Annotated in this window: 22 protein-coding genes and 1 other RNA gene; 6 read left to right on the forward strand and 17 right to left on the reverse strand. The window is 44.0% G+C overall.

The window, feature by feature from the left end:
- Nucleotides 1–64 precede the first annotated feature (64 nt).
- Both Q9R21_RS01890 and nudC read left to right on the forward strand, forming a co-directional pair.
- The gene (locus tag Q9R21_RS01890) at nt 65–1,708 is read left to right on the forward strand and encodes a chemotaxis protein (protein WP_311203607.1); all 1,644 of its coding nucleotides are present in this window, start codon (nt 65–67) and stop codon (nt 1,706–1,708) included.
- Nucleotides 1,708–2,484, forward strand: coding sequence for an NAD(+) diphosphatase (nudC, locus tag Q9R21_RS01895; RefSeq protein ID WP_071851824.1), 777 nt, complete (start codon nt 1,708–1,710; stop codon nt 2,482–2,484). Before Q9R21_RS01890 ends, nudC begins: the two co-directional genes overlap by 1 nt.
- Before the next feature lie 106 nt (nt 2,485–2,590).
- Here the strand turns inward: nudC and Q9R21_RS01900 are convergent, their stop codons facing one another.
- The 4 genes from Q9R21_RS01900 to Q9R21_RS01915 form a co-directional block, all read right to left on the reverse strand.
- Complete coding sequence (locus Q9R21_RS01900; protein WP_253146175.1) at nt 2,591–3,472, reverse strand: alpha/beta hydrolase; 882 nt, start codon at nt 3,470–3,472, stop codon at nt 2,591–2,593.
- The gene (locus Q9R21_RS01905) at nt 3,462–4,148 is read right to left on the reverse strand and encodes a BON domain-containing protein (protein WP_004279522.1); all 687 of its coding nucleotides are present in this window, start codon (nt 4,146–4,148) and stop codon (nt 3,462–3,464) included. Before Q9R21_RS01905 ends, Q9R21_RS01900 begins: the two co-directional genes overlap by 11 nt.
- 133 nt (nt 4,149–4,281) lie before the next feature.
- The gene (locus Q9R21_RS01910) at nt 4,282–4,698 is read right to left on the reverse strand and encodes a YraN family protein (RefSeq protein WP_180086747.1); all 417 of its coding nucleotides are present in this window, start codon (nt 4,696–4,698) and stop codon (nt 4,282–4,284) included.
- A gap of 11 nt (nt 4,699–4,709) precedes the next feature.
- Complete coding sequence (locus Q9R21_RS01915; protein ID WP_311203608.1) at nt 4,710–5,669, reverse strand: penicillin-binding protein activator; 960 nt, start codon at nt 5,667–5,669, stop codon at nt 4,710–4,712.
- A gap of 10 nt (nt 5,670–5,679) precedes the next feature.
- Here Q9R21_RS01915 and rsmI point away from each other — a divergent pair, with 10 nt between their 5' ends.
- A complete protein-coding gene (gene rsmI / locus Q9R21_RS01920) occupies nt 5,680–6,522 on the forward strand; it encodes a 16S rRNA (cytidine(1402)-2'-O)-methyltransferase (protein WP_311203609.1) in 843 nt (280 codons plus the stop codon).
- Nucleotides 6,523–6,613: 91 nt separating this feature from the next.
- Here the strand turns inward: rsmI and Q9R21_RS01925 are convergent, their stop codons facing one another.
- The 7 genes from Q9R21_RS01925 to Q9R21_RS01955 form a co-directional block, all read right to left on the reverse strand.
- Nucleotides 6,614–6,868, reverse strand: coding sequence for a hypothetical protein (locus Q9R21_RS01925; protein ID WP_004646359.1), 255 nt, complete (start codon nt 6,866–6,868; stop codon nt 6,614–6,616).
- 174 nt (nt 6,869–7,042) lie between these two features.
- On the reverse strand, nt 7,043–8,290 hold the full coding sequence (locus Q9R21_RS01930) for an FAD-dependent monooxygenase (RefSeq protein ID WP_311203610.1): 1,248 nt from the start codon (nt 8,288–8,290) through the stop codon (nt 7,043–7,045).
- Nucleotides 8,287–9,495, reverse strand: a complete 1,209-nt coding sequence (gene ubiH / locus Q9R21_RS01935) for a 2-octaprenyl-6-methoxyphenyl hydroxylase (protein WP_311203611.1) — start codon at nt 9,493–9,495, stop codon at nt 8,287–8,289. The genes Q9R21_RS01930 and ubiH overlap by 4 nt, the downstream gene beginning before the upstream one ends.
- A 105-nt stretch (nt 9,496–9,600) precedes the next feature.
- Nucleotides 9,601–10,170, reverse strand: coding sequence for a GNAT family N-acetyltransferase (locus Q9R21_RS01940; protein WP_311203612.1), 570 nt, complete (start codon nt 10,168–10,170; stop codon nt 9,601–9,603).
- 528 nt (nt 10,171–10,698) lie between these two features.
- The gene (locus tag Q9R21_RS01945) at nt 10,699–10,938 is read right to left on the reverse strand and encodes a DUF378 domain-containing protein (RefSeq protein WP_004279510.1); all 240 of its coding nucleotides are present in this window, start codon (nt 10,936–10,938) and stop codon (nt 10,699–10,701) included.
- 292 nt (nt 10,939–11,230) lie between these two features.
- The gene (pepP, locus tag Q9R21_RS01950) at nt 11,231–12,565 is read right to left on the reverse strand and encodes a Xaa-Pro aminopeptidase (RefSeq protein WP_311203613.1); all 1,335 of its coding nucleotides are present in this window, start codon (nt 12,563–12,565) and stop codon (nt 11,231–11,233) included.
- A 128-nt stretch (nt 12,566–12,693) separates the two neighbouring features.
- The gene (locus tag Q9R21_RS01955) at nt 12,694–13,326 is read right to left on the reverse strand and encodes a UPF0149 family protein (protein ID WP_311203614.1); all 633 of its coding nucleotides are present in this window, start codon (nt 13,324–13,326) and stop codon (nt 12,694–12,696) included.
- Between the two features lie 64 nt (nt 13,327–13,390).
- Between Q9R21_RS01955 and Q9R21_RS01960 the strand changes: the two genes are divergently transcribed.
- The 3 genes from Q9R21_RS01960 (at nt 13,391) to ssrS (ending at nt 14,513) form a co-directional block, all read left to right on the forward strand.
- The gene (locus Q9R21_RS01960; protein WP_311203615.1) at nt 13,391–13,948 is read left to right on the forward strand and encodes a hypothetical protein; all 558 of its coding nucleotides are present in this window, start codon (nt 13,391–13,393) and stop codon (nt 13,946–13,948) included.
- Complete coding sequence (locus Q9R21_RS01965; protein ID WP_004279505.1) at nt 13,945–14,232, forward strand: cell division protein ZapA; 288 nt, start codon at nt 13,945–13,947, stop codon at nt 14,230–14,232. The genes Q9R21_RS01960 and Q9R21_RS01965 overlap by 4 nt, the downstream gene beginning before the upstream one ends.
- 97 nt (nt 14,233–14,329) lie before the next feature.
- A non-coding RNA gene (gene ssrS, locus Q9R21_RS01970) (6S RNA) lies at nt 14,330–14,513 on the forward strand.
- A 204-nt stretch (nt 14,514–14,717) separates the two neighbouring features.
- Here ssrS and Q9R21_RS01975 read toward each other — a convergent pair.
- From Q9R21_RS01975 to Q9R21_RS02000, 6 genes are all read right to left on the reverse strand, one after another.
- On the reverse strand, nt 14,718–14,879 hold the full coding sequence (locus tag Q9R21_RS01975) for a YqaE/Pmp3 family membrane protein (protein ID WP_114541609.1): 162 nt from the start codon (nt 14,877–14,879) through the stop codon (nt 14,718–14,720).
- A gap of 308 nt (nt 14,880–15,187) precedes the next feature.
- Entirely contained in the window at nt 15,188–16,474 is a 1,287-nt protein-coding gene (locus Q9R21_RS01980; protein ID WP_311203669.1) for a sorbosone dehydrogenase family protein, read from the reverse strand.
- A gap of 215 nt (nt 16,475–16,689) precedes the next feature.
- Nucleotides 16,690–17,397 (reverse strand): GntR family transcriptional regulator, encoded by a 708-nt coding sequence (locus Q9R21_RS01985; protein WP_253174581.1) that lies wholly within the window; start codon nt 17,395–17,397, stop codon nt 16,690–16,692.
- 11 nt (nt 17,398–17,408) lie between these two features.
- Nucleotides 17,409–21,008, reverse strand: a complete 3,600-nt coding sequence (gene uca / locus Q9R21_RS01990; RefSeq protein ID WP_311203616.1) for an urea carboxylase — start codon at nt 21,006–21,008, stop codon at nt 17,409–17,411.
- Nucleotides 21,009–21,075: 67 nt separating this feature from the next.
- Nucleotides 21,076–21,339, reverse strand: a complete 264-nt coding sequence (locus Q9R21_RS01995; RefSeq protein ID WP_311203617.1) for a hypothetical protein — start codon at nt 21,337–21,339, stop codon at nt 21,076–21,078.
- 359 nt (nt 21,340–21,698) lie between these two features.
- Complete coding sequence (locus tag Q9R21_RS02000) at nt 21,699–22,289, reverse strand: hypothetical protein (protein WP_311203618.1); 591 nt, start codon at nt 22,287–22,289, stop codon at nt 21,699–21,701.
- Nucleotides 22,290–22,427 lie beyond the last annotated feature (138 nt).

Consider the following 22,427-nt stretch of genomic DNA (forward strand, 5'->3'; position numbering starts at 1 on the left):
AAAGAGGCCCCGTAGTTTAAAGCGGGGCTCATATATAGATAATACTCCAGGAAAGGTGCAGATCATGTCTTACCAAACCTCTATACATTTTGATCCAACAGCTTTACTGATAATAAAAAATGAGGTTGATAACTCGATCAAGTTAGTCGAATCAGCAGTAAGCACCTTGGTAGAAGACCAGACTTTACCTTTTGGTATTGATGATGCATTAAATCAGTTCGAACAATGCGCCCAGGTTCTGGCACTCATCGACATGTCCAGTCTGGCAAAAATCGCTCAATATTCAGCAGAACTGATGCGCAAGATCATGGGGAATCCAGCGCAGGTCAATACTCAAGAAGTGATCGCCTTGAGTGAAGGCACCACCATGCTGAAACGCTATATCGAATTTATCTGTTTGCGTGAAGTAAAAATTCCACAGTTTTTGCTGGATACCCTGAACCGTCTGGAACTGGTTTTGGGTAAACCGCTGACGACTGAAGGCCAGCATGTAGAAGGTTTATTGGATTGCGTCACCCCTGATTTTGCACTGCCACAGGCACCAAGCCTGGAAAAATCCCAATATGTACACCGCCTGTATAAGCTGTCACTCAACAAGCTGATCAATCAGGAAGAAAGTGAACTGGATCTGCAAGCCGTCAAACTGGTGGGTGCTTATCTGGCTGGACTTGCAGAGCAACATGACAGCAAGCAGTACTGGAATCTGGTATATGTCGCGTTAAACAATATTGAGCACCTGCTGATTAATGAGCCACGTCTACGCACCTTGGTGAGCATTGAGCGCAACATGGCACAGTATTTTAGCTCGGCAGACAGCTTCAAGGCTTCGCTGGCTGATCTGGCCAATGTGCTCAGCCTATGTATCAGTCAGGAAGATGAAACTGCGCAATCTATCCGTAGCCAGCTCAATGTTGGCGATGACCTACTGACCGATATGCAATTACAGGTCTTCAGTCGCCACCTGTATGGTCCTGACTTTGAAACCATGCATACCATCAGCGAGTTGGTGACCACGGAAATGGCGCAAATTCGTAATGATATCGAGTTCAATTATCAGAATATGACGCCTGAAAAGACTCAGGAATTACAGGCTCAACTGAATAGTTTGGCCAATATCTTCAAGGTGTTGAACCTGAATGAAGCCTATCATGACCTGACCCGTCAGGCCGCTTCACTGAGTCAGCCGGAGATGATGCAGGATGCCAACTTTGCCCAGCAGTTGATGAATGTGATTCTGTCTGCGATGAACTCGATTGGCGTACTGGAACGTCATCATACTTCGAGCCGCTTGCAGCTGCGTGTCAACAACATGAATATTTCTCTGGACCGTCTGGATGAAGCACACGCTGCTTTACTCACAGAAACCAAGGCCCTGATCGAGCTTTCTAGCCAGATTCTCAGCAATTACCTGCAAGATCATGACTTGACTGCCCTCGAACCTGTTCCTGTACAGTTTTGCGAGATTGGCGGCGCGATGCTGTTCCTGAATGCAGAACATGTTCGTACTGCGTTCACCACCACTGCAGAATTCATCAAGAACCGTATTGATCTGTCGATTGCATTAAGTCCGGAAGAAATTCATCGTGCTTTAGACACCCTGGCCAGTGCCGACATGATGATTGATAACTTAAAGAACAAACAGCCTGTATTACAGACCATGTTTCAGGTAGCATTGGACAGTAGTGAGAAACTCAAAATAGTTGCCTAATGTCCAAATTATCACTTGCTTATATTTTTCAACAACAGCAACTGCTGGTCGATCAACACTTTCAACTTCCACGGGTTGAAGCCTTGGCAAGTGATTTGCTACTCCACACGGGTGATCAGGTGATTGCCCGTGATCTTCTTCCCGATGAGCCGATTCCTGCAGGCTTGCAACTAGTTCCCATCCGTCAGCTGTTACAGTTCTGGAATACCCAGCAATTCGAACAGGCCAGCCGCGCAGTACAACTTTTAGAATGGCGTCGTAACCATAAGTTCTGTAGTCATTGCGGTACAGCGACTGAAGCGCATGCTGTTGAATATGCCATGGTCTGCCCATCCTGCAACTACCGGCAATATCCACGGGTACAGCCTTGCGTTATTACCGTCATTACCCGAGGCAAAGACGAGATTCTGCTGGCCAAAAATGCACGTAATACTAAAAGCCAGATGTATGGACTGATTGCCGGTTTCGTTGAAGTGGGTGAAACGCTGGAAGATGCAGTACGTCGTGAAACGCTAGAAGAAGTTGGCTTACAACTCAAGAATATTCAGTATCTGGCCAGCCAGCCCTGGCCTTTCCCAAGCAATCTGATGATTGCCTTCAAGGCAGAATATGCTGGCGGTGAGCTACAGCTGCAGGAAGAAGAAATTAGCGATGCGCAATTCTTTAAATTCGATCAGCTGCCTGAAATTCCGTTTAAAGGCAGTATTGCCCATGCCATGATCATGCATGTGACTCAAGGTACGCCCGTCGCAGACGACACCAAGACCTGGCTGTAAATCTGTATTTGAAAGATTTAGCCCAACGGCTCAAAAAAAGAATCCAGGGGAGATCATCCACTGGATTCTTTTTTATCTAGTGCTTGGTTAAACTAACATATCAGTATCAGGATTTAAATGCATCCTCGAGCGCCCAAAGCACCTGTGCCTTGGTCTGGAAAAACCGGCTAAACAAACTGGAGAGTGAACCCACAATCGCAATATGACCAAGTTTCGGAATTTGAATCAGATGGCTATGATTGCCCTTCTCTTTCAGTACGCGGTCCAAATCCTGGCTATTGAAATGCCCAACAATCTTGTCTTTTTCGGCAATAAACAGATAATGCCGGATTGAGCTATTTTTAACAAAATAATAAGGCATCACCTGCTGATAAGGCACCGCCTGATCAAATGCATCGGCACAGATCGGATCATTTTTGTAATCAAAATGATAAGGCCCCGCCAGACCAATAATCGCCCGGATTTGATTGTGATCAATGCTGGCAGATTGCGGATGATACAAGGCAGACATCACATTGAATGCCCCGGCAGAGTGTCCCATCAAGACCAGATTTTCAGCACAGATCTGCAACTGTCCAGCTGACTGCTGCAAATGATTGAGCAATAAATGCAGATCATGAATATAGGTCGGAAAAATATGTTGTGGCGCCAGATGATAATTCATCACCACCACATCATAACCTTCTTTAGCAAAGGACTCGCCAATAAACTGATAATCCTTTTTATCGCCATGCAACCAAGCACCGCCATGCACAAACACAATCAGGGGACGATGTGGCAAAGGCTGCTGACTCCGAAACAGGTCAAAGCGTTGCCGGGATTTCAAGCCATAGGCCAATTGGGTTTCGACTGTGTAACCTTGTTTCGGAGTTAAACGATTTAAAGCATAACTACCAAAATCGTATAACCGGAAATCTTGATAGTGCTGTTGAAACTGCAAAATACGCTGTGAGAGTTGGGTTTTAAACTGGCCGACCTTATGGTTCATAGGTCGGTTCAACCGTATCAGGATCAATCGCCACTGGCGTCTGTTCAATACCCGGCTGCGCATATGCCGGTGCGGCAAAGTTTTGATTAGCCAGACTTGAATATTGCTCCACATTATCAATTAGGGTCACAATTTTAGTGACATTACCCACCTGTTGTAACACCTGATTCAGGTCAGCAATCTCGGCACCATTTAAACGACCCATCACATACAGTACGCCATCTTCAGTATGCACATGCACTTTACTATCCGCTACCACAGTCGCTTTCATGATCAAGCCACGGGTATTTGCAGTCACCGCAGTATCCTGCATGATGGTGCTATAGCTGATCTGATTGCCGACAGTAATAAAATTATGTACCGCTTTGACATCACTCATGGATTTGACATTATCTTCAGCCAGTTGCTTTAAATGGGCATCCGGCACCTGACCGGTCAACAAGACATTGCCATGGAAACTTTCAATATTGACCCGGGCCTGCTTAAAGCGCGAATCCAATTTATAAAGATTAATTTTTGCAGTACGGACAATTGAGGAATCAATAAATACCTGCCCCAAGGTACGCGCCCCACTTTCAGTTCCGACAGGAGCCGTACCTGTGCCGCTGGAAATAAAACTTGCACAACCTGATAAACTTGCGACACACAGCATTGTTATTGCAATACGCTTAACCACTCAGCAAGACTCCTTCATTTTATTACGTCTTTTTCAATCTAATAATCTGTTTTCAAGCTCAGATCATGTCAATTCTGCTTGAACTTTACAATGATCTTGAAGCAAATATAAGCATCTTTAGACCTTATTTTGTTCAAAGGTTAATAAACTCTTGATCAAAAGTAAAAGCATTTTCAATCCATGCCAGATCATAAGGGTATAGCGAAAAGTCATGCTGTAGGGTTTTTGCAAATTGCTGTTTAAAATCAAAACAAATCACGTCAAAACGATAGTAATAGTGTGCAAATTGTGGATTTTTCTGAATAAAGCACATGGCTGTCTTGAGCATTTTGCCCTGTTTCGCTCTGGAAACAGACTCGATCGCTTGTGCGTATCCAGTTTGTGCACGTGCTTTGACTTCTACAAAGACCAGCTCCTGATCACGTACCAGAATCAGATCCAGCTCGCCATAGCGACTGTGATAATTGGCTGCCAGGAACTGAAATCCATGGTTTTGCATCAATTGGGCCGCTTGCTGCTCCGCCCATGCACCTAGTTGCTGTCGTAGCATTCCTCTTTCGCTCATAGTAGCTTGACGCCTGTGCCACTATACTGAAAACATTGTGGACTACGCTGAATACTGTGGTCCGTGATTTCAATCCGGCCAGTTCTACCCTGAAATTCAATATGCTGCAAATGCGGTTGTGACAGGTACTGCTGGGTAATCTGCCAGGCATCTCCCCCGAAGGCAATCAGCCGCTGATAGGACATATCCACCGGTTCTTTAGCATAGGCCTGTAGAACATCCGGCCAGTCAGCCAGATAAAGTACCGGAACATCACAGAACTTGATCCCTTTCGGGGGTCTATGCTGCTCGCTGATCGCATTGGCCACGGTATACATCCGTTTATGGCTTAATTCAGGTATGGCAGCCAGCCCTTCTGCATTGCCGAGGTATAACAGCCCTTGTTTTGGCATTAAAAAAATGGGCGTCTTGTTCACGATCTTGAATTTCTGATCACTTTGACTGAACAATGACATCAGCAACAGCTCATACTCGGCTTCACTGCCCGGCTGGCGTAAAATCAGCAGCTGTTGAATTCCATCTTTGTGCAATAAGGTTTTTAAGGCAGCGGCATCTTCTTTTTTGGACAGGCTGAATTGCCAGACTTGGGGTAATGACCCTGCTACATCATTCAGGCTGAGGGTACGTACTTTAGGTTTGCTCTTGAGCAGTTGCTCTACATCGCTACGTGCCAATGGTCCTACCACCATTTTGGTCTTTTTATTGACATGCTGTTTTAGTAGCTGAGAGATATTTTTCTGATTGGAGTTGACCCATTTCAATGGGACTTTCTGCCCGGAAGTAGTATAGGCGCTGAGAAATCCCTGTTTGATACTCGATGCAGCTCGCGCCAAAGGCCCGGATTCGGGTAGAATGATCAACACTTCTGCTTGTACGCAGCTGATGTAGCTGACTAAACACAAGCCCAATATTTTATTTTTAATCTTCCATTTTTTATTATTCAATTTATTCCACATGGAGAAACCTATGAGTGCTCAGTTATTTGTTGTTGCGACTCCAATCGGGCACTTAGATGATATTAGTTATCGTGCAATTCAGGTGTTGAAGTCGGTGAGTCTTATTGCTGCCGAGGATACACGAACTTCAGCACAATTACTTAAACACTTTAATATTCAAACACCTCTAACTGCCTGTCATGAGCATAATGAAAGCAACAAGATTGATCAGCTGATCCAGCGCCTGCTCAATGGCGAGGATATGGCCCTGATCAGTGATGCTGGTACGCCCCTGATCAGCGACCCTGGTTTTAAATTTGTCCGTGCTGCACAAGCTCATAATATTCGCGTGATTCCTGTACCTGGTGCTTGTGCTGCGATTGCCGCCTTAAGTGCAGTTGGCTTGCCAAGTGACCGTTTCAGTTTTGAAGGTTTTCTGCCATCCAGACAAAGTCAGCGCCTGCAGAATCTGGAAAAACTGAAAGATGAAACCCAGACCCTGATTTTCTATGAAGCACCGCACCGGATTCTAGATTGCGTTAAAGATATGGCCAGCGTATTCGGTGCAGATCGCCCGGTCGGTTTTGCGCGTGAAATTACCAAGACTTTTGAAACTATCAAGAAAATGACCTTGGGTGAGCTGGTCGAATTCATTGTCAATGATCACAATCAGGAAAAAGGCGAAATTGTTTTGGTGATTGGCGGTGCCACCGAAGAAAAAGATCTGGATCAGGAAAAGCTGGATAAATTATTGAATCGCCTATTACAGGACCTTTCGGTCAAAGCTGCTTCACAACTGGCTGCAGATTTAACAGGTATCAAAAAGAAAATCGCTTATCAACGTGCTTTAGAACTGACTTCGGCAAACGACTAATTGCTTTAGATTTTCTATTACGTTTGGATTTGCAAAAAAAAACACCACATTGAATGTGGTGTTTTTTATAAGAAACAAGTTAATCAATAACTTATTCTTTGGCTACTGATTCATCTGCCGGCACTTCAACAATACGACCACCACTGGCAAGGAAAGCCGCAATCTCGTCTTCAAGTGCTTGACGCTTTTTCAGCTTTGCAGTGACGGTCAAAGTTTCAGCTTCTACAAGATCGGTATCACTGACGACCTCTGTGCTATCGACCGCGCCTTTTTCAGCGGCTTTTGCTTCATCATCGTCAACAATTGAATCTTCAACGTCGTCATCATAATCATTCATGTCTGTCATTTGCATCTCCCCAAAAATGGCCCTCGCTTGGTATTCCAAGTCAGGTATCGAATTAAGTGAAATTTAGCAATCTCTTCGACCTTCGCCTAGTACCAAACATCAAAAAATCGTATCTTTTTTAAACAAAATCGTTACTCTTTATTGGTGTTTGTTTAAAAAATTTACATTTCTGTCTTAAGCTGCGTAGCGTGTGTCTTTAAGTAAACCCAGACCATTGGCTTGCGCCATAAATGCATCTTTTAATATTGGCTGATTTTCTACCTGTTTTAAACCAAAATTACGTACCCAAACCATTGGGAAGAATGAGGTCGTTTCCATCCAGCCAATCGCAGACATGCTATGCATCATGGCATCGTTTTGACCTTTACGGCGATGTTCATAGCGTTTGAGGGTTTGCTCATGTGCCCATACGCCACGCGCCTGATCATGCAGTAAAACATCACAGAGCACTGCAGCATCCAGACAGCCAATATTCACCCCTTGACCTGCCAACGGATGAATCACATGTGCCGCATCTCCAATCAGGGCTAAACCGTCTTGAACATATTGCTGAGCGGCACGGGCTTTTAAAGGGAAAGTGGCACGTGATGTCGCCTGCAATACTTCACCCAACATATGCTGACTTTCACGGGTTAATAGCTGAGTAAATTCAGCATCTGGGAGCGCTGCATATTCCTCAGCATAATCCTCTGGCAAGGTCCAGACAATTGATTGCCAATGTCCCTGCTCTTCCGGATTAAGGCTGGCCATAGGTAAAAAAGCCAATGGACCGGTTTCAAGAAAAATCTGACGTGCCATATGCTGATGAGGCTGTGCAGTTTTAATGGCACAACTGATGCCTGCCTGTTTATAGTCCAGTACATCAATATCAATGAAAGCTTGCTCACGTACAAAGGAGTTTGCACCATCTGCGCCGACCACCAGTTTAGTTTGGAGTTGTGTACCATCAGCCAGATGAATGATCCACACACCGACGCCACGTTCGATACGGCTGACTTTGACCTGTGTTCTATAATCTTGAACATCTTCCAGCATCTTTTGCTGAATAGCCAGATTCAAAATGCTTGGTTCCACCATCGAGCCTAAAGCCTGCTCTACCGATAGTGTTTTTTCTGAAGACTGGCCAAAATTAATTTCTCCATAGCCATTTTTATTCCAGACCTGCATGCCGGTATAAGGCTGCTGACGTGCTAAATTTTCCCAGACACCCACCGTTTTTAATAGGTGAATGGTTGCCTGACTTAAAGCCAGGACACGCGGATTAGCCACCCTTAAGGTTTTATCTGCATCCAGAATTGGCGCTGCATCCAGAACTGTAGGCTGCACGCCCCCTTGGGCCAGCAATAGCGCAGTGAGCCCGCCTACCAACCCACCACCAATAATGACAACGTCTAATATTTCGTTAGTTTGATTTAAGCTCATGCTTTTAACCCCATGGCATAATTTGCAACGAGTGGCTTGATGCCTGGAATCGTATCAAAGGCGACTAAACCTGTATTACGCATCAATCTTAAAAACGGATTCTGGTTACTGAAACCGCGTACCACTGAATCACAGAACTTGATCACACGCTGCTGGTCACTGAGACGGGATTTCTCATAGTCTAGCAATATTGCAGCATCGCCCAAGTCTGCGCCTTGTGCCTGCTGCTCTTTCAGGTAACGCACCAATACATGCGCATCACGCATACACAGGTTAAAACCCTGTCCAGCGACCGGATGAATCGTATGTGCTGCATTGCCCATCAACACGACACGGCCAACAGCCTGTTTTTCAGCTAACACTTGAGATAAGGGAAAACTGAACCGTTTTCCGGTTTTCTGGAATTTTCCGGCACGATCGCCATACGTTTCCTGTAAGGCATCCAGAAAATGCTGGTCATTTTCATCCCCCAACCATTCTCCTTCAGTACCTTTTTTCACTGGCCAGACCACTGAACGACGATACTCACCCGGTAGTGGTAAAAGTGCCAAAGGCCCTAAATGGCTGAAACGCTCAAAGCCCACATGAGCATGTGGCTTAGACGTTTGTACTGTGGTCACAATCGCAACCTGATCATAATCATGTTCTGATGCACCAATACCCAAGGCTTTACGGCAGAAAGAATCCCGCCCATCGGCGGCAATAACCAGTTTGGACTGTAATTTTAGTGACGATTCACCACGCTGAGCTTCGATATAAGCAAAGTCTGTATCTTGGATAAGGGATGTCACTTGAACACCATCAATCAGTTCAATCAATGGCTCTTTTTTGACTTGGGTCAGCAGTACACGACCGAGCCAGGCATTTTCAATGACCTGACCAAAGCTTTCGACTTTTTCCTGTTCGGCTTTCAGTCGAGCCTTACCAAAACTGCCCTGTTCGGTAATATTCACTTCCAGAATTGGGGTAGCATGTTCTTGCAAGGCATTCCAAAGTCCAAGCTCCTGATAGATCTGCACGCTACGGCGTGACAAGGCACTGTTACGTGCATCAAAACTGGAATGATATGGCGCAAGATTTTCATCATCATAATTTGGGTATTTAATGGCTTCCAACAGTTTGACTGCAATATTGATTTTCGCCAACATCAATGCGAGGCTTAAGCCGACCATACCACCACCGACAATGATGACTTCTTGTTGCATGCTTACTTCCTTATCTGTTTATTCGCATCTATGGCGAATTACATAAAACGTATACTGGTTTTATCTTACCTCAAGGCTTTAAATTTTTATAATGATTCGTTTTATTTAGTTTTCTCCATGATGATCCAGCCTATATTGAAAAACCAAGACATCGCGCTTTTCAGTCCCCAACTTCGGCAATACAGTATAGGCATTGATCCGTTCAACGATTTCAAACCCTGTCTTTAAAAGCACTTGGTGTGCCTGTATATGTTCTGCATCACAGAAAGTATCTAGTGATTTAAATGTAAGATATTGTCTAAAATACTGAATCACCGCTTTCATCGCCTCAAGCATATAGCCCTGCCCCTGAAATCGAGGACCAAGTCCGAAATGAATTTCAAGGCTGTTATTTTGCTGTTGAATAATCGTTAGTAACCCGATTGCCAGATGACTTTTTCGCTCAGCAATCACCCATGAAAATCCTTTAATCGGTTGCTGCCAATAGCTTAACGCCCATTTCTGCAACATCTGCTGAGTTTGACCGACTGTTGTATGCACCTGTCGTTGTAAGTATTTTGATGCTTCAACGTCGCCACAATACTCTTGGAATAATGAAAATTCATCTCCAACTTTATATGCTCTTAACTCCAACCGAGTTGTCTTTAATTCAGCAACTAAAATATTTATACTCACTTTTATCAACTCAGCATTAAAAAACGGAATGTTATTATTTCATTTGGCACTTATACGATTCGATCGCAAACCTAGTCAAATTGGTATAACTCGATCTACTCGCTTCGCACAATTTTGAATATATATTGCTACTGGTAAATCCTGAATGATAAAATTGTGAATCAAGCCATTTATAAATAAGCTGATAATCACTGTCAGTAGCAGGAGGCCCATTTACAATCACTATTCTTTTCTTATTTTAAGATAATTGTATAAATATAACTCGATCTTTGAGCTAACAGATATTTTAAAAAAAATTTATCCAACCATGTACAATCTAATCTTATTTGTATGGTAGTGATCATCAATCTTTAGCTAGGCATTGTTGTAGATCTGGGGATGGTTCTATTAATAACCTATAAACACCTATATAAAAAACCCCGGAAATATACCGAGGTTTCTTCATCTTCCACACTATTTCTATCCTCTCGGCAAGTTACTCGAAGACATGAATCCTATCTTGCAAGAAACTCGCCCAAGAAGATTAGCTTAACGCACAATATTGGTATGATGATCTGTGTGGTGTACTGTTTTACCCAACTTCGTTCCTGTATAAATCAGGTACAATGCCGACAAACCAACCAATACATAAACAATTCGAGATAAGGCGCTCATATCACCAAAGATTGCAGCGACCAAATTAAAATCGAATGCACCAATTAAACCCCAATTAATGCCACCAATGATTGTTAAAGCATAAGCAATCCAGTCAATCGTATTTAATCTCATAAGTGTTCTCCTGCTGTTATTTAAGTTTATTTAAGGATCAGAGAAAGTATGAGAATCTCAGCGCATTTAATATGTAGCTTTGATGCTAAAAACAGATTTTCTGTGTTGACTTCCTGTCACTTTTTAAGCTGTAAATTTTACTTAGGTTAGTTTTATTTGACTTGTTCGAGATAAACGTAAGCTAAATCACTTTTTGATCGATTCGATATAGCTAGGAATTCTTGTTTAAAACGGCATAGAAATGTCATAAAAAAAGCCGATCTCGCGACCGGCTTTCTGTATTTTTCTTGGATTAGGCAGCGCGCGCTTTCGCCATCAATGCTTCAATCTCTTCTACCGTTTTGACAACTTTCGCAGTTAAAACCAGCGGGCCATTTGCAGTGGCTACCACATCATCTTCAATCCTGATGCCAATTCCACGCCATTTAGCATCTACTGTTTCATCATCAGGCGCGATATAAAGACCCGGCTCAACGGTCACGACCATACCCTCTTCATACGAGCGCCATTCACCGTCCACCTTATAAGCACCGACATCATGCACATCCATACCGAGCCAGTGTCCGGTACCATGCATGTAGAACTGGCGGAAAGCTTCTTTTTCTATAATGTCGTCAATATTCCCCTGCATCAAGCCAAGATCGAGCAAACCCTGCACCAAAATACGCACTGCAACATTATGTGGTTCTTTATACGAGTTACCAATTTGCACAGCATTAATTGCAGCAATTTGAGCATCCAGCACTACATTATATAAAGCTTTCTGTTCCGGGCTAAATTTACCATTCACTGGAAAGGTACGGGTAATGTCTGAAGCATAAAGCTGATATTCAGCCGCAGCATCAATCAGGACCAAATCGCCATCTTTCAGTTCTTTGTCATTTTCTACATAATGCAGGATGCAGGCATTCTCACCGCCACCGACAATACTGTTGTAGGCCGGAACACCGCCATTTTTGCCAAAGACATAATTCAGCTCAGCTTCCAGTGCATATTCCATCATGCCCGGGCGTACTGCTAGCATCGCTTGCGTATGTGCATCAGCAGAAATATCGGAAGCAATCTGCATCAATTCAATTTCATTTGCATCTTTATGCAGACGCATTTCATCAACAATACGATCCAGCTGAATGACTTGCGCTGGCGCAGAAGTACCACGACGGCTTTCACCACTTGCAGTTGCAATCCATTTGGCGACACGCGCATCAAACTCTGCATGCTGTCCAATGCGATAAAATAACTGATCTTTATTTTGTAACTTTTCTAAGATTTCTTCATCCAGCAAATCAATCGCATAGGCTTCATCTGCATCATAATCCTGAATAGCCCCATCAATACCCGCGCGGTAGCCATTCCAGATTTCCATTTCACGGTTACGTTCTCGACAGAACAAACTGTAGCTATAGCCTTCTTCTTCAGTGTCAAAGGTTTCAATCACAGCCACAGCTTCAGGCTCCGCGAATCCGGTTAAATAGAAGAAACTACTGTCGGCGCGATATTTATAATCTGCATCACGGTTACGCATGGCTACCGGACTGGTCGCGATAATAGCGATACTGCGTAAACCGATTTCCCCTGCGAGGATTGCGCGACGTTCCTCAAAAACTGCCTGTGTCAATTTCTTCATTACACCTTACTTCTTATCGATCGATACTTGTATTTAGAATATAGTCTTGAAATCAGACTATAGATTTCACTGTAACAGCAAAATATATGCCTGATTTCAAGCAGCTGATGGTTCACCTCAGCATTTCATCAGCTTGGACGTTTAGGCGAGAAAATCTCGACCACACTTTGCGCGTCTGTAACAGCGGCTTTAGGCTGATTTTTTTGACTAAATTCCTGTAAGAGTGGTGTTTCTTCAACTTCGACCTTTTTACGCCCTAAAGACAGACTGACAGGAATCAGACGCACAAATTCGTACAATTCCTGATAGCTTTCTTCACCTTCGGCATCATCGTCCGAGTCTTCAAATTCAACTGCGGCTACATCTTGTAAATGTTCAATCAGCTCAACTTCATCCTGACGGATATGTCCTGAAGCCAGTCCGAAACCTAAGACCACGCCTGCACACCAGTCCGCCAGAGCCTGTACGCGTTCTGAAAGCACATGCTCATCATCAGGCAGCAAAGGTAAATAATCCAGCTCATCTTCAGACAATGCATGGAACACATCTTCAGCTTCGCCCGTCAACAACTCTAATGCTTCGGCATCCAGTTCAGGTACATCCAGTGTTTCTAAAATCTGTAACCACTCTTCACTGCTTGGCGCCTGGGTGACACACACAATGCCCGTGAGCAAACCATGTAGTTCGCTAGGGCTAGAAATTTCCTCAATTGAAGAAAAATTGCGGTGCCATTCGGTCCAACCTGAAATATCGTCTTGCATTCGTTTATCCAATCTTTATACTGCTTATATATTACCTTTGTTTGCAACACTGTGCGACCTCGATATGTTAGAAGAATTACAGCGTCTACAAGTGCAGATCGGCGTGTTAAAAACGCGACTTGCACGGCTTGAAAGTGAAAATTCCAGTTTGCGCGAAGAGCAAGACTCTTCAATGATGCAACATCAACAGCAAATTGAACAAAAAAATAGCGTGATTGCGCAAAAACAACAAGAAAATGAAAATCTGACAGAACAATTGACGGATTCTCGTGCCCAATTTCAACTGCTCAATAATGATGCAACTGCACTGGCAGACCGTTATGGCCGTCTGGAAAAAAGCTGTACCGACCTAAAAAACCGTTTTCAGGAAATTCTGGCTGAACGCAATGAGCTGCGCATAGTTAAGGAAAAGATGATCCTTGAACAGTGTCATGCTCAGCAGGAAATTCAGCGTCTGACTCAGGAATCTGAACGCTTAACCCAGAAAAATGAAAATGCCAAAGCCAAGGTTGAAGCGATTATTCAACGTCTAGCGATTCTCGGTACTGCGCAGGATCATCATGCACAGGAAATTCAACAACTGGCCCATCCGACTGAAGCGACTGAGGAAGCCTCATCATGAGTGAACAAATTGCAATTGATCTCAGAGTATTGGGGCATAGTTTCCGTTTGGCCTCTACTCCTGACAAGCAGGAAGAATTAGAACGCGCGGCACAGTTATTGAATGACAAATACGATGAATTTCGCCGTAAAGCGCCACGCATGGAACCGAGTAAGCTGATTATTATGGTGGCACTTGAGCTGATGCAGGAGGTCTTGAATATGAACAGATCCCTGCAACAATATGCGCATTGCGAGCGTTTGTTACAAACTATTTTAGAAGAAGTTGAAGAACTGACTGAATAATCTCGAATTCTGTTTAAACTTCGGACATTCGACCGAACTGTTTACAGTTCATGAACAGCATAGAGTTGCCACACCGGGATTATTGGTTATAATTAACTTAACTCTGAGGTGTTCGCCAGCGGGTCTATTCCCCTGCCGATACTAACACTTATGGGTGTGTTCTGTATATTTAGAGTGTATGCCCATCTCCGTATGGGAAACCCAGCAAGTATACGTCGCATCCTCCTTGAACTCATCGGGTTCAGGGTAACGACACATGCAGCGGCATCTTCGGAGTACTTCAATTTCTTTTTCAAAATATAATAATAATTTTTCCTGAATTTTCTCTTATTTTAATTTTGTAGTATTTCTCTCGAACATTCCTCTAGATTCATTTTATCGATGTATTCATCATCTGGAAGGTGAAAATAATCTTTCGCTATAAAAATATAGAGCTTTTACTGCCGTCAAATCAAATAATCTTTCAGTAATTTATTTTCCTATTTTCAGGCTATTTTATCCCGATATAAAGTATGCATCGCCCAGATTGCAGCAGGAATCCAGCCTAAAATCGAAATCTGAAGTATTAAGCACACTGTCGCTTCGACTGGCCGATGAAGGGTCATAAATAATGACCAAGGGAAAATAAATGCAATAATTGATTTCACTCTTTAAAATCCTCTTTTTGCGATATTTTAAATTTTTATATCCAGTTTTTAGCCGCACTTAAAACTGGTACTTAGGTTTAGATAATTTTTAATGGGATCAGCAGAATCTCTGTACATGCTGTAATCCCGCGTAAAAATATCCTGAAAGCCTAATTCAGCCAGCTTAAATGAAGCTTAAAAATTATTTTAAATCCGCTAACCTTTGCATATTTTCAATCAAAATATTGACGTTTGAATGAAACAGTCTTTGCTTTAACTTTTACTTTCCATAGATTCAAATCTGAATAAAATCTTGAATCCCTAGACCTTTATTTACTTACTGCAGCTAGTGTACTCAAGGGTGATACTCGCCAAATCACATCACCGACATCATCAGCAACCAAAATGGCACCTGAAGAATCTACCGCCACACCGACCGGTCGCCCATATGCATCGCCCTGATCACTTAAAAATCCAGTCAAGACATCTTGAGGTGGGCCCATCGGTTGCCCATTCTGAAAGGGAACAAAAATCACTTTATAGCCACTATGCGGTTTGCGGTTCCATGAACCATGCTGGCCAATCAGCGCCCCATTTCGATATTGAGGCATCAGATCTGCCCTATAGAAAGCCAAGCCCAATGATGCAGTATGATTGCCCAATGCATAATCCGGTGAAATTGCCCGCACAACCTGGGCAGGATTTTGCGGTTTGACCCGTGTATCTACATGTTGGCCATAATAACTATAGGGCCAGCCATAAAAAGCGCCCTCTTTGACAGAGGTCAGATAATCAGGAACCAAATCATTACCGAGTTCATCACGTTCATTTACCACCGTCCAGAGTGCGCCACTCTGGGGTTGCCAATCCATCCCATTCGGATTACGCAGTCCGGTAGCAAAAGGTCGTGCTTGAGCACTAGCTATGTCAAATTCCATGATCAGTGCCCGGCCTTGTTCTTGATCCAGGCCATTTTCAGCGACATTGCTGTTGGAACCCACCGTGATATAGAGTTTGTTGCCGGCAGGATTAGCAATGGCGTTTTTAGTCCAGTGATGGTTTAAACGACCTGCCGGTAAATCCAGTATCTTGGTACCAGTTGCTGTAATTTGAGTCGCGCCGTTCTGATAAGGAAAACGCATCAGGACATCAGTATTCGCCACATACAACATATTGCCGACTAGCGCCATGCCAAATGGAGAATTGAGATTCTGTAAAAATACGGTTTTTTGTTCAGCCATCCCATCTCCATTGCTATCGCGAAGCAGACTGATACGGTTGGCACTGGGATGCGATGAGCCAGCACGCTGCATTACCCATTTCATGATTTTGCCTTTGATCCCTTTGCTGTCATCGGGCTTAGGTGGTGCATCGGTTTCGGCCACCAGCACATCACCATTCGGCAATACATATAGCCAGCGCGGATGCTGCAACCCTTTGGCAAATGCCTGAACTTTTAAACCTGTCGCGGGTGTCGGCATTTTACCTTCAGGCCAACCTTTGGCGGGCGCCATATTGACTGTAGGCAGCAAGCTTGATTTTGGTTTGGGCAAATGTGGCTGGGAACCATAACTGTCATTGATAGGCGACTTGGAAGGCATGGTACATCCAGTCATGGTTAGGAGAAGTGCACAGCTGGCACCTGTAAGTAAAAGTTGAATAGGCTGATGAAGCATTTTTATCTCTTGTTATTATCATCCTCAACTTACTTTAAAAAACAATTTGAGATGCCACTAGCGGGTTCTTGTTTTTTCTGGTTATGAATTGGTTATCAATTTTGAGTTAAGTCTGATATTTATCTTGCTATAAAAATAAATTTATCCTGACTCACTTACGCAGGACTAGAGGACAACATTTCCAGTGTAATTTTTTTTACCTCATTACGGCTGTGCCGGATATGAGCATCTAATATAGAGAGACAGAACGCTGCATCTTGGGCAAGCAGCGCCTTTAAAATCTGTTGATGTTCGGCATAGGTGGCCTCAATCCGATAATCTTTGGAAAAATCTAGACGGCGTATGATGCGAATTTTCTCGCTGATCTCACTGTGAATTTTTGTCATTTCTGCATTGCCGGCTGCAAATACCAAATGACAATGAAATGCTTCATCTTTTACAGATAACTGCCTGAGGTCATAGACATACTGTTCTGGTTTGATACACCAGGTTTGAATCAAAATTTCTAGAGCAGCTTTCAACTGGTCTTTGGGCATCAGACACAGTTGTTCAACTACATAACACTCAAGCAAAATCCGCAGATCATACAGTTCTTCATAAGCTTTAAAGTTTAGTGGCCGGACCTGCCAGCCACTTCTAAACTGCACCTCGACATAGCCTTCCTGCTGCAGACGATATAAGGCTTGCCGAATGGGTGTACGGCTTACGGCATAGCTTTCAGCAATCTCTGATTCGGTAAATCGTTCTCCCGGCATCAACTTAAAGTCAAAAATGTCATTTTTAATTTTCTGGAAAACCAGCTCAGACAGATTGTCTGAGCTTTTTCCTGTCGCTTTAGTACTTGGATTGCGAACAATAGTCATGGCTCAATCCATTACTCCATATAGACCAGTGTCTCACCGCTATGCACGGTCTGACCAGAACGGCAGATAATCGCCTTAACGATGCCATCATCGTCAGCATAGACTGGCAGTTCCATTTTCATGGCTTCAATGATGGCCACCGTGTCACCTTTTTTCACAATCTGCCCCGCTTCTACAAAAATCTTCCAGATATTGCCGGTCATAGAGGCGTTGAGAGGGACATACTGGCTGTAATCGGTGTCATCCTGCAGCACTTCTATTTCTACAGGTGCATCAAACTCGTCTTTCCAGCGTTCTACCTCGGCACTAAAAGCAGCCTGCTGCTGCGCTTTAAAGGTGGCAATGCTGTCCTGTTCTGCAGCAAGGAAATCCTGATATGCTGCAAAGTCAAACTCGCATTCCTCAATTTTGATTTCTGCCAGACCATGGGCGAAATCAGCACGGAACTGATCCAGTTCGGCCTCAGTGACCTCATAATATTTAATCTGGTCAAAAAAGCGTAAGAACCATTGCTGATCGCCAAACTGCTTGTTCTTTTTAAACTTATTCCAGATCGGTACGGTACGGCCAATCAACTGATAGCCACCCGGTGAGTCCATGCCATAAATACACATATACATGCCACCAATCCCGACTGTACCTTCAGCGGTAAAAGTACGGGCCGGATTATATTTGGAACTCAGTAAACGGTGGCGCGGATCAATGGGCACTGCACAAGGTGCAGTCAGATATACATCACCTAGCCCTAAAATCAGATAATTGGCATCAAAAATGATGTCCTTGACCTGTTGGCGGTGACTTAAACCATTAATCCGCTGAATAAAATCGACATTATTCGGAAGCCATGGCGCTTTGGCACAGACACTTTCCTGATAACGCTCAACAGCACCCAGAGTCGCTGAGTCCTCAAAGGCCATGGGTAAATGGATAATTCTTGAAGGGATTTTAATGTCACGTAAATCGCCCATCTGTTCTTCAAGACCAAGTAGGAAGTGAATTAGTTGCTGCTGTCTACACCGCAGACCATCATATTTAATCTGCAAGGACCGCACACCAGGTGACAATTCCAGGATACCGTCAAGATCAGCCTCACGGATCAGTTGCATCAAGCGGTGTACGCGCAGGCGTAGGGCCAAATCCAGTACGTTGTCACCATATTCCAGCAAGATATAACTGTCACCTGCCTGACGATATACAGCTTTTGGTGCATCTGGCGTAGCTTCACGCAATGCCAGAATACTTTCTGCTTGAACTGCCACGATTTCAGCCTCATGGGTCATCTCTGCCTTGGCAAAGTTTTGGAGGGTTTGAATTTGCTGCCGCTCCAGCGCATTGGCCTGTTCTACCGAGATTGGATAGAAGCTAATCGTGTCATCGGCTTTTAGTTGACCAATTTTCCAGAGTTCAGCTTTGGCAATGGTCACCGGACAAACGAAACCGCCCAGGCTCGGACCATCTTTGGCAAGAATTACGGGGAAATCACCGGTAAAGTTAATCGCACCAATGGCATATTCACAGTCATGTACATTGGATGGATGCAGACCCGCTTCACCGCCATTTTCACGCGCCCAGCTTGGCGTCGGTCCGGTTAAACGGATACCCAATCGGTTCGAGTTAAAATGCACTTTCCAGCTTGATGCAAAAAACTCCTCAATATATTCAGCTTTAAAGAAGTCAGGAGCGCCATGCGGGCCATAGAGCACACCAATTTCCCATTCCTTGCCATAACTTGGAATCAGAGCTGTTGCCAAAGCTTCAGGTTCTGCAATCGCTAAAGGTAGATCATCGGCAGGCAGCTCAGGATTCACCATCTTAATCATGTCACCAGCCCGTAACACTCGGCCTGCATGTCCACCAAAATTACCTAAAGCAAAGGTAGAACGGCTACCCAGATATTCCGGCACATTCAGACCATTTCGTACAGCCAGGTAGGTCCGGCATCCAGATTCAACCTGTCCAATTTTTAGGGTTTGGCCTGCTTTTACCTGAATAGGCTGCCAGAAATTTACTGCTTCATCATCCAGACTTACCGGACAAGGTGCGCCAGTTAAAGCAATGATATTTTCTGCATGAAATTTGAGGATTGGACCTTGCAGGGTAAATTCAAACCCGGCGGCGGCCTCGACATTCCCAACAATTTTATTGGCCAGCCGGAAGGCATAATCATCCATTGGGCCTGAAGGCGGTACACCAATATCCCAATACCCGACACGACCCGGATAATCCTGAATCGAACTTTGTGTACCCGGCTGAATCACCTCAATCACATTCGGCACATATTTGAAATCATCCAGCATGCGTGTCCAGATCTGCATCTGTTCAAAACGTGGATCTGAAATAACAGTATGCACATAATCCAGATTGGTACTAATACCATTCAGGCGAGTTTCAGCTAAAGCTGATTTAAGCGTATGAATGGCAGTATCACGATCTTCAGCATGCACAATAATCTTGGCAATCATCGGGTCAAAGTATTGGGAAATTTCAGTTCCGGTACTCACCCAGGTATCAACCCGGACATTTTCCGGAAAAAAGACATCGGTCAAAATCCCTGGACTCGGCTGGAAATTCTTAACTGGATCTTCGGCATAGATGCGTACTTCAATCGCTGCACCTTGAGGCTGAATACTGCTTAGATGCTTCCAATCCAGAGTATCACCTGCTGCAACTTTCAACATGCATTCAATCAGGTCTAAACCGGTCACCATTTCAGTCACCGGATGCTCCACCTGCAAACGGGTATTCACTTCAAGGAAATAAAACTCGTCATGCACTGCATCATAAATAAACTCAACCGTACCGGCACTGCGATATTTCACCGATTTGCCCAGTTCAACTGCCGCCTGATGCAGTTTTTGACGGGTTGCTTCAGGTAAATGAGCCGCTGGGGTTTCTTCCACGACTTTCTGATTACGGCGCTGCAATGAGCAGTCGCGTTCGCCCAAAGCCACCACCTGTCCCTGTCCATCTCCAAAAATCTGAACTTCGACATGACGGGCTTTATCGATAAAGCATTCCAGAAATACTCCGGCATCTTTAAAGAACTGTTCGCCCAGACGTTTTACACTTTCATAGGCCTCCTGAAGTGCTTCTGCATTATCACAACGGGTCAAGCCAATTCCGCCACCGCCTGCTGTGCTTTTAAGCATAACCGGATAGCCAATTTTTTCAGCTTCAGTTAAGGCTTCATCCAGACTATTTAGCAGACCTGTACCGGGAGTCATGGGTACATTGACAGCTGCGGCAAGTTCACGCGCCCTGTGTTTTAAGCCGAATTCCAGAATCTGCTCCGGTGTTGGCCCCATGAAAACAATATTATTTGCTTCGCAGGCACGAGCAAAATCAGCACTTTCTGACAGAAAACCATAACCTGGGAAAATTGCTTCAGCCCCGGTATTCTTGGCTGCAGCAATCAGTTTTTCAATACTTAAATAGGTATCACTCGGTTTGGTCCCTTCTACGGACACTGCAATATCTGCATCAATCACATGCTGTGCATAACGGTCCGTTTCTGAATAGACGGCTATACTGGTTACGCCCATTTTTTTTAATGTGCGAATGGCACGAACGGCAATTTCGCCCCGGTTTGCAATCAGTACAGTTTTAAACATGTGAATCCCCTTTTATTCTCTCTATTTTTTGAATCTGCTGAATGGATCTGTTTCGTTTTTTTCTGATTCAGCTGCTGCATATAAACCCGCTATCGACTATGTTCGCTGCTCTGTGTCGTAGCCTTTGATGCATACCTTCCGCAAATACAGCTTTTTTAAATGCATCGATTTTTGCTTGAAGAGGTGCAGCATTCGCAACCGGAATCCAGACAAGTTCACCCAACTCAACATGGGTAATGCGTTGAGCAAGATGATTCAGTTGAAGCTGTTTTGGCTGATCGGCATCGCGCCATTTTTGGACTGTCCAGCCGATCATTTTCTGATGAAGCATTCTGTATCCATTCTTGTATCCAAGTTTGAATACAGTTATGCAGAACTTATGCCAGTTTAATTTTCTATATTATTTTCAATATTTTAATAAAATTTAAGATGTATAAATTAGGGAGAATTTCGTTAGATGATTGTTTTTGGTTCAGGCTGTTTTCAATTCAGTGCAAAAATTATTCTGCAACTCATATTGTATAATCTGCATCATCTCAACTTTTGCAATGCTCATATAAAAGCCCATCTGTTGATGAGCTTCTAAGTGAACTATTCTATTTGTAGCTTAGTACAGTCATAAAAATTGAGTGTATTAAATACCTGAATTGAAAGGTTTGAATCAGCGTGTATTCGTCATTACGGTATTCACTATTTCACCGGGATCATTAAGTGCTGATAAGGCGTCCCAGACCACATGACATAGGGCAAAGCGGTATCCGGTTGCGTATGTTTAGGATACATATCATAGAAACGAGCTTCAGCACCGACGATCATGACATGGGGACCCGTTTTGACCCAATGATTGCCCGCACTAGGCTTCTTGGCATAGAGATCGACATTACTGGCATCCGTGCCCCCTGCCAGCATATACATGAAGCCTACTTTTCCAACTGTGGGCTGTTTATTCCCCATCCAGGCTTCTGCCCATTCTAGAGCGGCCTGATCCATACACATTGGGTCTGGACCTGGAGTGGTCAGATTATCAGGCATACAGGTAAAACCATTATTGCCCTTGCGCAAGGTACGTATTTTGCCATCTGCACCGACAGCGACAATCGTGGCTGCAGCGGCTACTTTCTTAGGTGCAGCAGTCATGGCACTTGCAATGGCTTTCTTATCGGCAGCAGATGAAGCTGCGCCTGAGCTGGCTTTGCCCGACATGGGCGGTTCAACGGCTAAAGCGGCAGGTGCAGATAGCGCGACCCATCCCGCCATAAGCAGTAATTGAGGAAAATTCATGGCACATTCTCCTTGAATCATCATGAAGAAATTGGATTTAGGTTCAGATCAAGTTGGATTAATCTGTAATTTTTGTAACGTATCCTTATAGAGTTGAGGGATAATTTGAGTTGATCAAAAGAAAGGAGAAGATTTAAC

Origin of the sequence: Acinetobacter sp. RG5, from assembly GCF_031844265.1 — a bacterium.
Taxonomy (GTDB): Bacteria; Pseudomonadota; Gammaproteobacteria; order Pseudomonadales; family Moraxellaceae; genus Acinetobacter.

What these genes read in the sequence shown, in the direction of transcription:
- nudC (WP_071851824.1), top strand. Translation starts at nt 1,708, where the DNA reads ATGTCCAAATTATCACTTGCTTATATTTTTCAACAACAGCAACTGCTG.
- Q9R21_RS01965 (WP_004279505.1), top strand. Translation starts at nt 13,945, where the DNA reads ATGAGTGAACAAATTGCAATTGATCTCAGAGTATTGGGGCATAGTTTC.
- Q9R21_RS01960 (WP_311203615.1), top strand. Translation starts at nt 13,391, where the DNA reads ATGTTAGAAGAATTACAGCGTCTACAAGTGCAGATCGGCGTGTTAAAA.
- Q9R21_RS01995 (WP_311203617.1), bottom strand. Translation starts at nt 21,339, where the DNA reads ATGCTTCATCAGAAAATGATCGGCTGGACAGTCCAAAAATGGCGCGAT.
- Q9R21_RS01890 (WP_311203607.1), top strand. Translation starts at nt 65, where the DNA reads ATGTCTTACCAAACCTCTATACATTTTGATCCAACAGCTTTACTGATA.
- pepP (WP_311203613.1), bottom strand. Translation starts at nt 12,565, where the DNA reads ATGAAGAAATTGACACAGGCAGTTTTTGAGGAACGTCGCGCAATCCTC.
- Q9R21_RS01915 (WP_311203608.1), bottom strand. Translation starts at nt 5,669, where the DNA reads ATGTGGAATAAATTGAATAATAAAAAATGGAAGATTAAAAATAAAATA.
- Q9R21_RS01925 (WP_004646359.1), bottom strand. Translation starts at nt 6,868, where the DNA reads ATGACAGACATGAATGATTATGATGACGACGTTGAAGATTCAATTGTT.
- Q9R21_RS01900 (WP_253146175.1), bottom strand. Translation starts at nt 3,472, where the DNA reads ATGAACCATAAGGTCGGCCAGTTTAAAACCCAACTCTCACAGCGTATT.
- Q9R21_RS02000 (WP_311203618.1), bottom strand. Translation starts at nt 22,289, where the DNA reads ATGAATTTTCCTCAATTACTGCTTATGGCGGGATGGGTCGCGCTATCT.
- ubiH (WP_311203611.1), bottom strand. Translation starts at nt 9,495, where the DNA reads ATGCAACAAGAAGTCATCATTGTCGGTGGTGGTATGGTCGGCTTAAGC.
- Q9R21_RS01955 (WP_311203614.1), bottom strand. Translation starts at nt 13,326, where the DNA reads ATGCAAGACGATATTTCAGGTTGGACCGAATGGCACCGCAATTTTTCT.
- rsmI (WP_311203609.1), top strand. Translation starts at nt 5,680, where the DNA reads ATGAGTGCTCAGTTATTTGTTGTTGCGACTCCAATCGGGCACTTAGAT.
- Q9R21_RS01930 (WP_311203610.1), bottom strand. Translation starts at nt 8,290, where the DNA reads ATGAGCTTAAATCAAACTAACGAAATATTAGACGTTGTCATTATTGGT.
- Q9R21_RS01945 (WP_004279510.1), bottom strand. Translation starts at nt 10,938, where the DNA reads ATGAGATTAAATACGATTGACTGGATTGCTTATGCTTTAACAATCATT.
- Q9R21_RS01980 (WP_311203669.1), bottom strand. Translation starts at nt 16,474, where the DNA reads ATGACTGGATGTACCATGCCTTCCAAGTCGCCTATCAATGACAGTTAT.
- Q9R21_RS01985 (WP_253174581.1), bottom strand. Translation starts at nt 17,397, where the DNA reads ATGACTATTGTTCGCAATCCAAGTACTAAAGCGACAGGAAAAAGCTCA.
- uca (WP_311203616.1), bottom strand. Translation starts at nt 21,008, where the DNA reads ATGTTTAAAACTGTACTGATTGCAAACCGGGGCGAAATTGCCGTTCGT.
- Q9R21_RS01910 (WP_180086747.1), bottom strand. Translation starts at nt 4,698, where the DNA reads ATGCTACGACAGCAACTAGGTGCATGGGCGGAGCAGCAAGCGGCCCAA.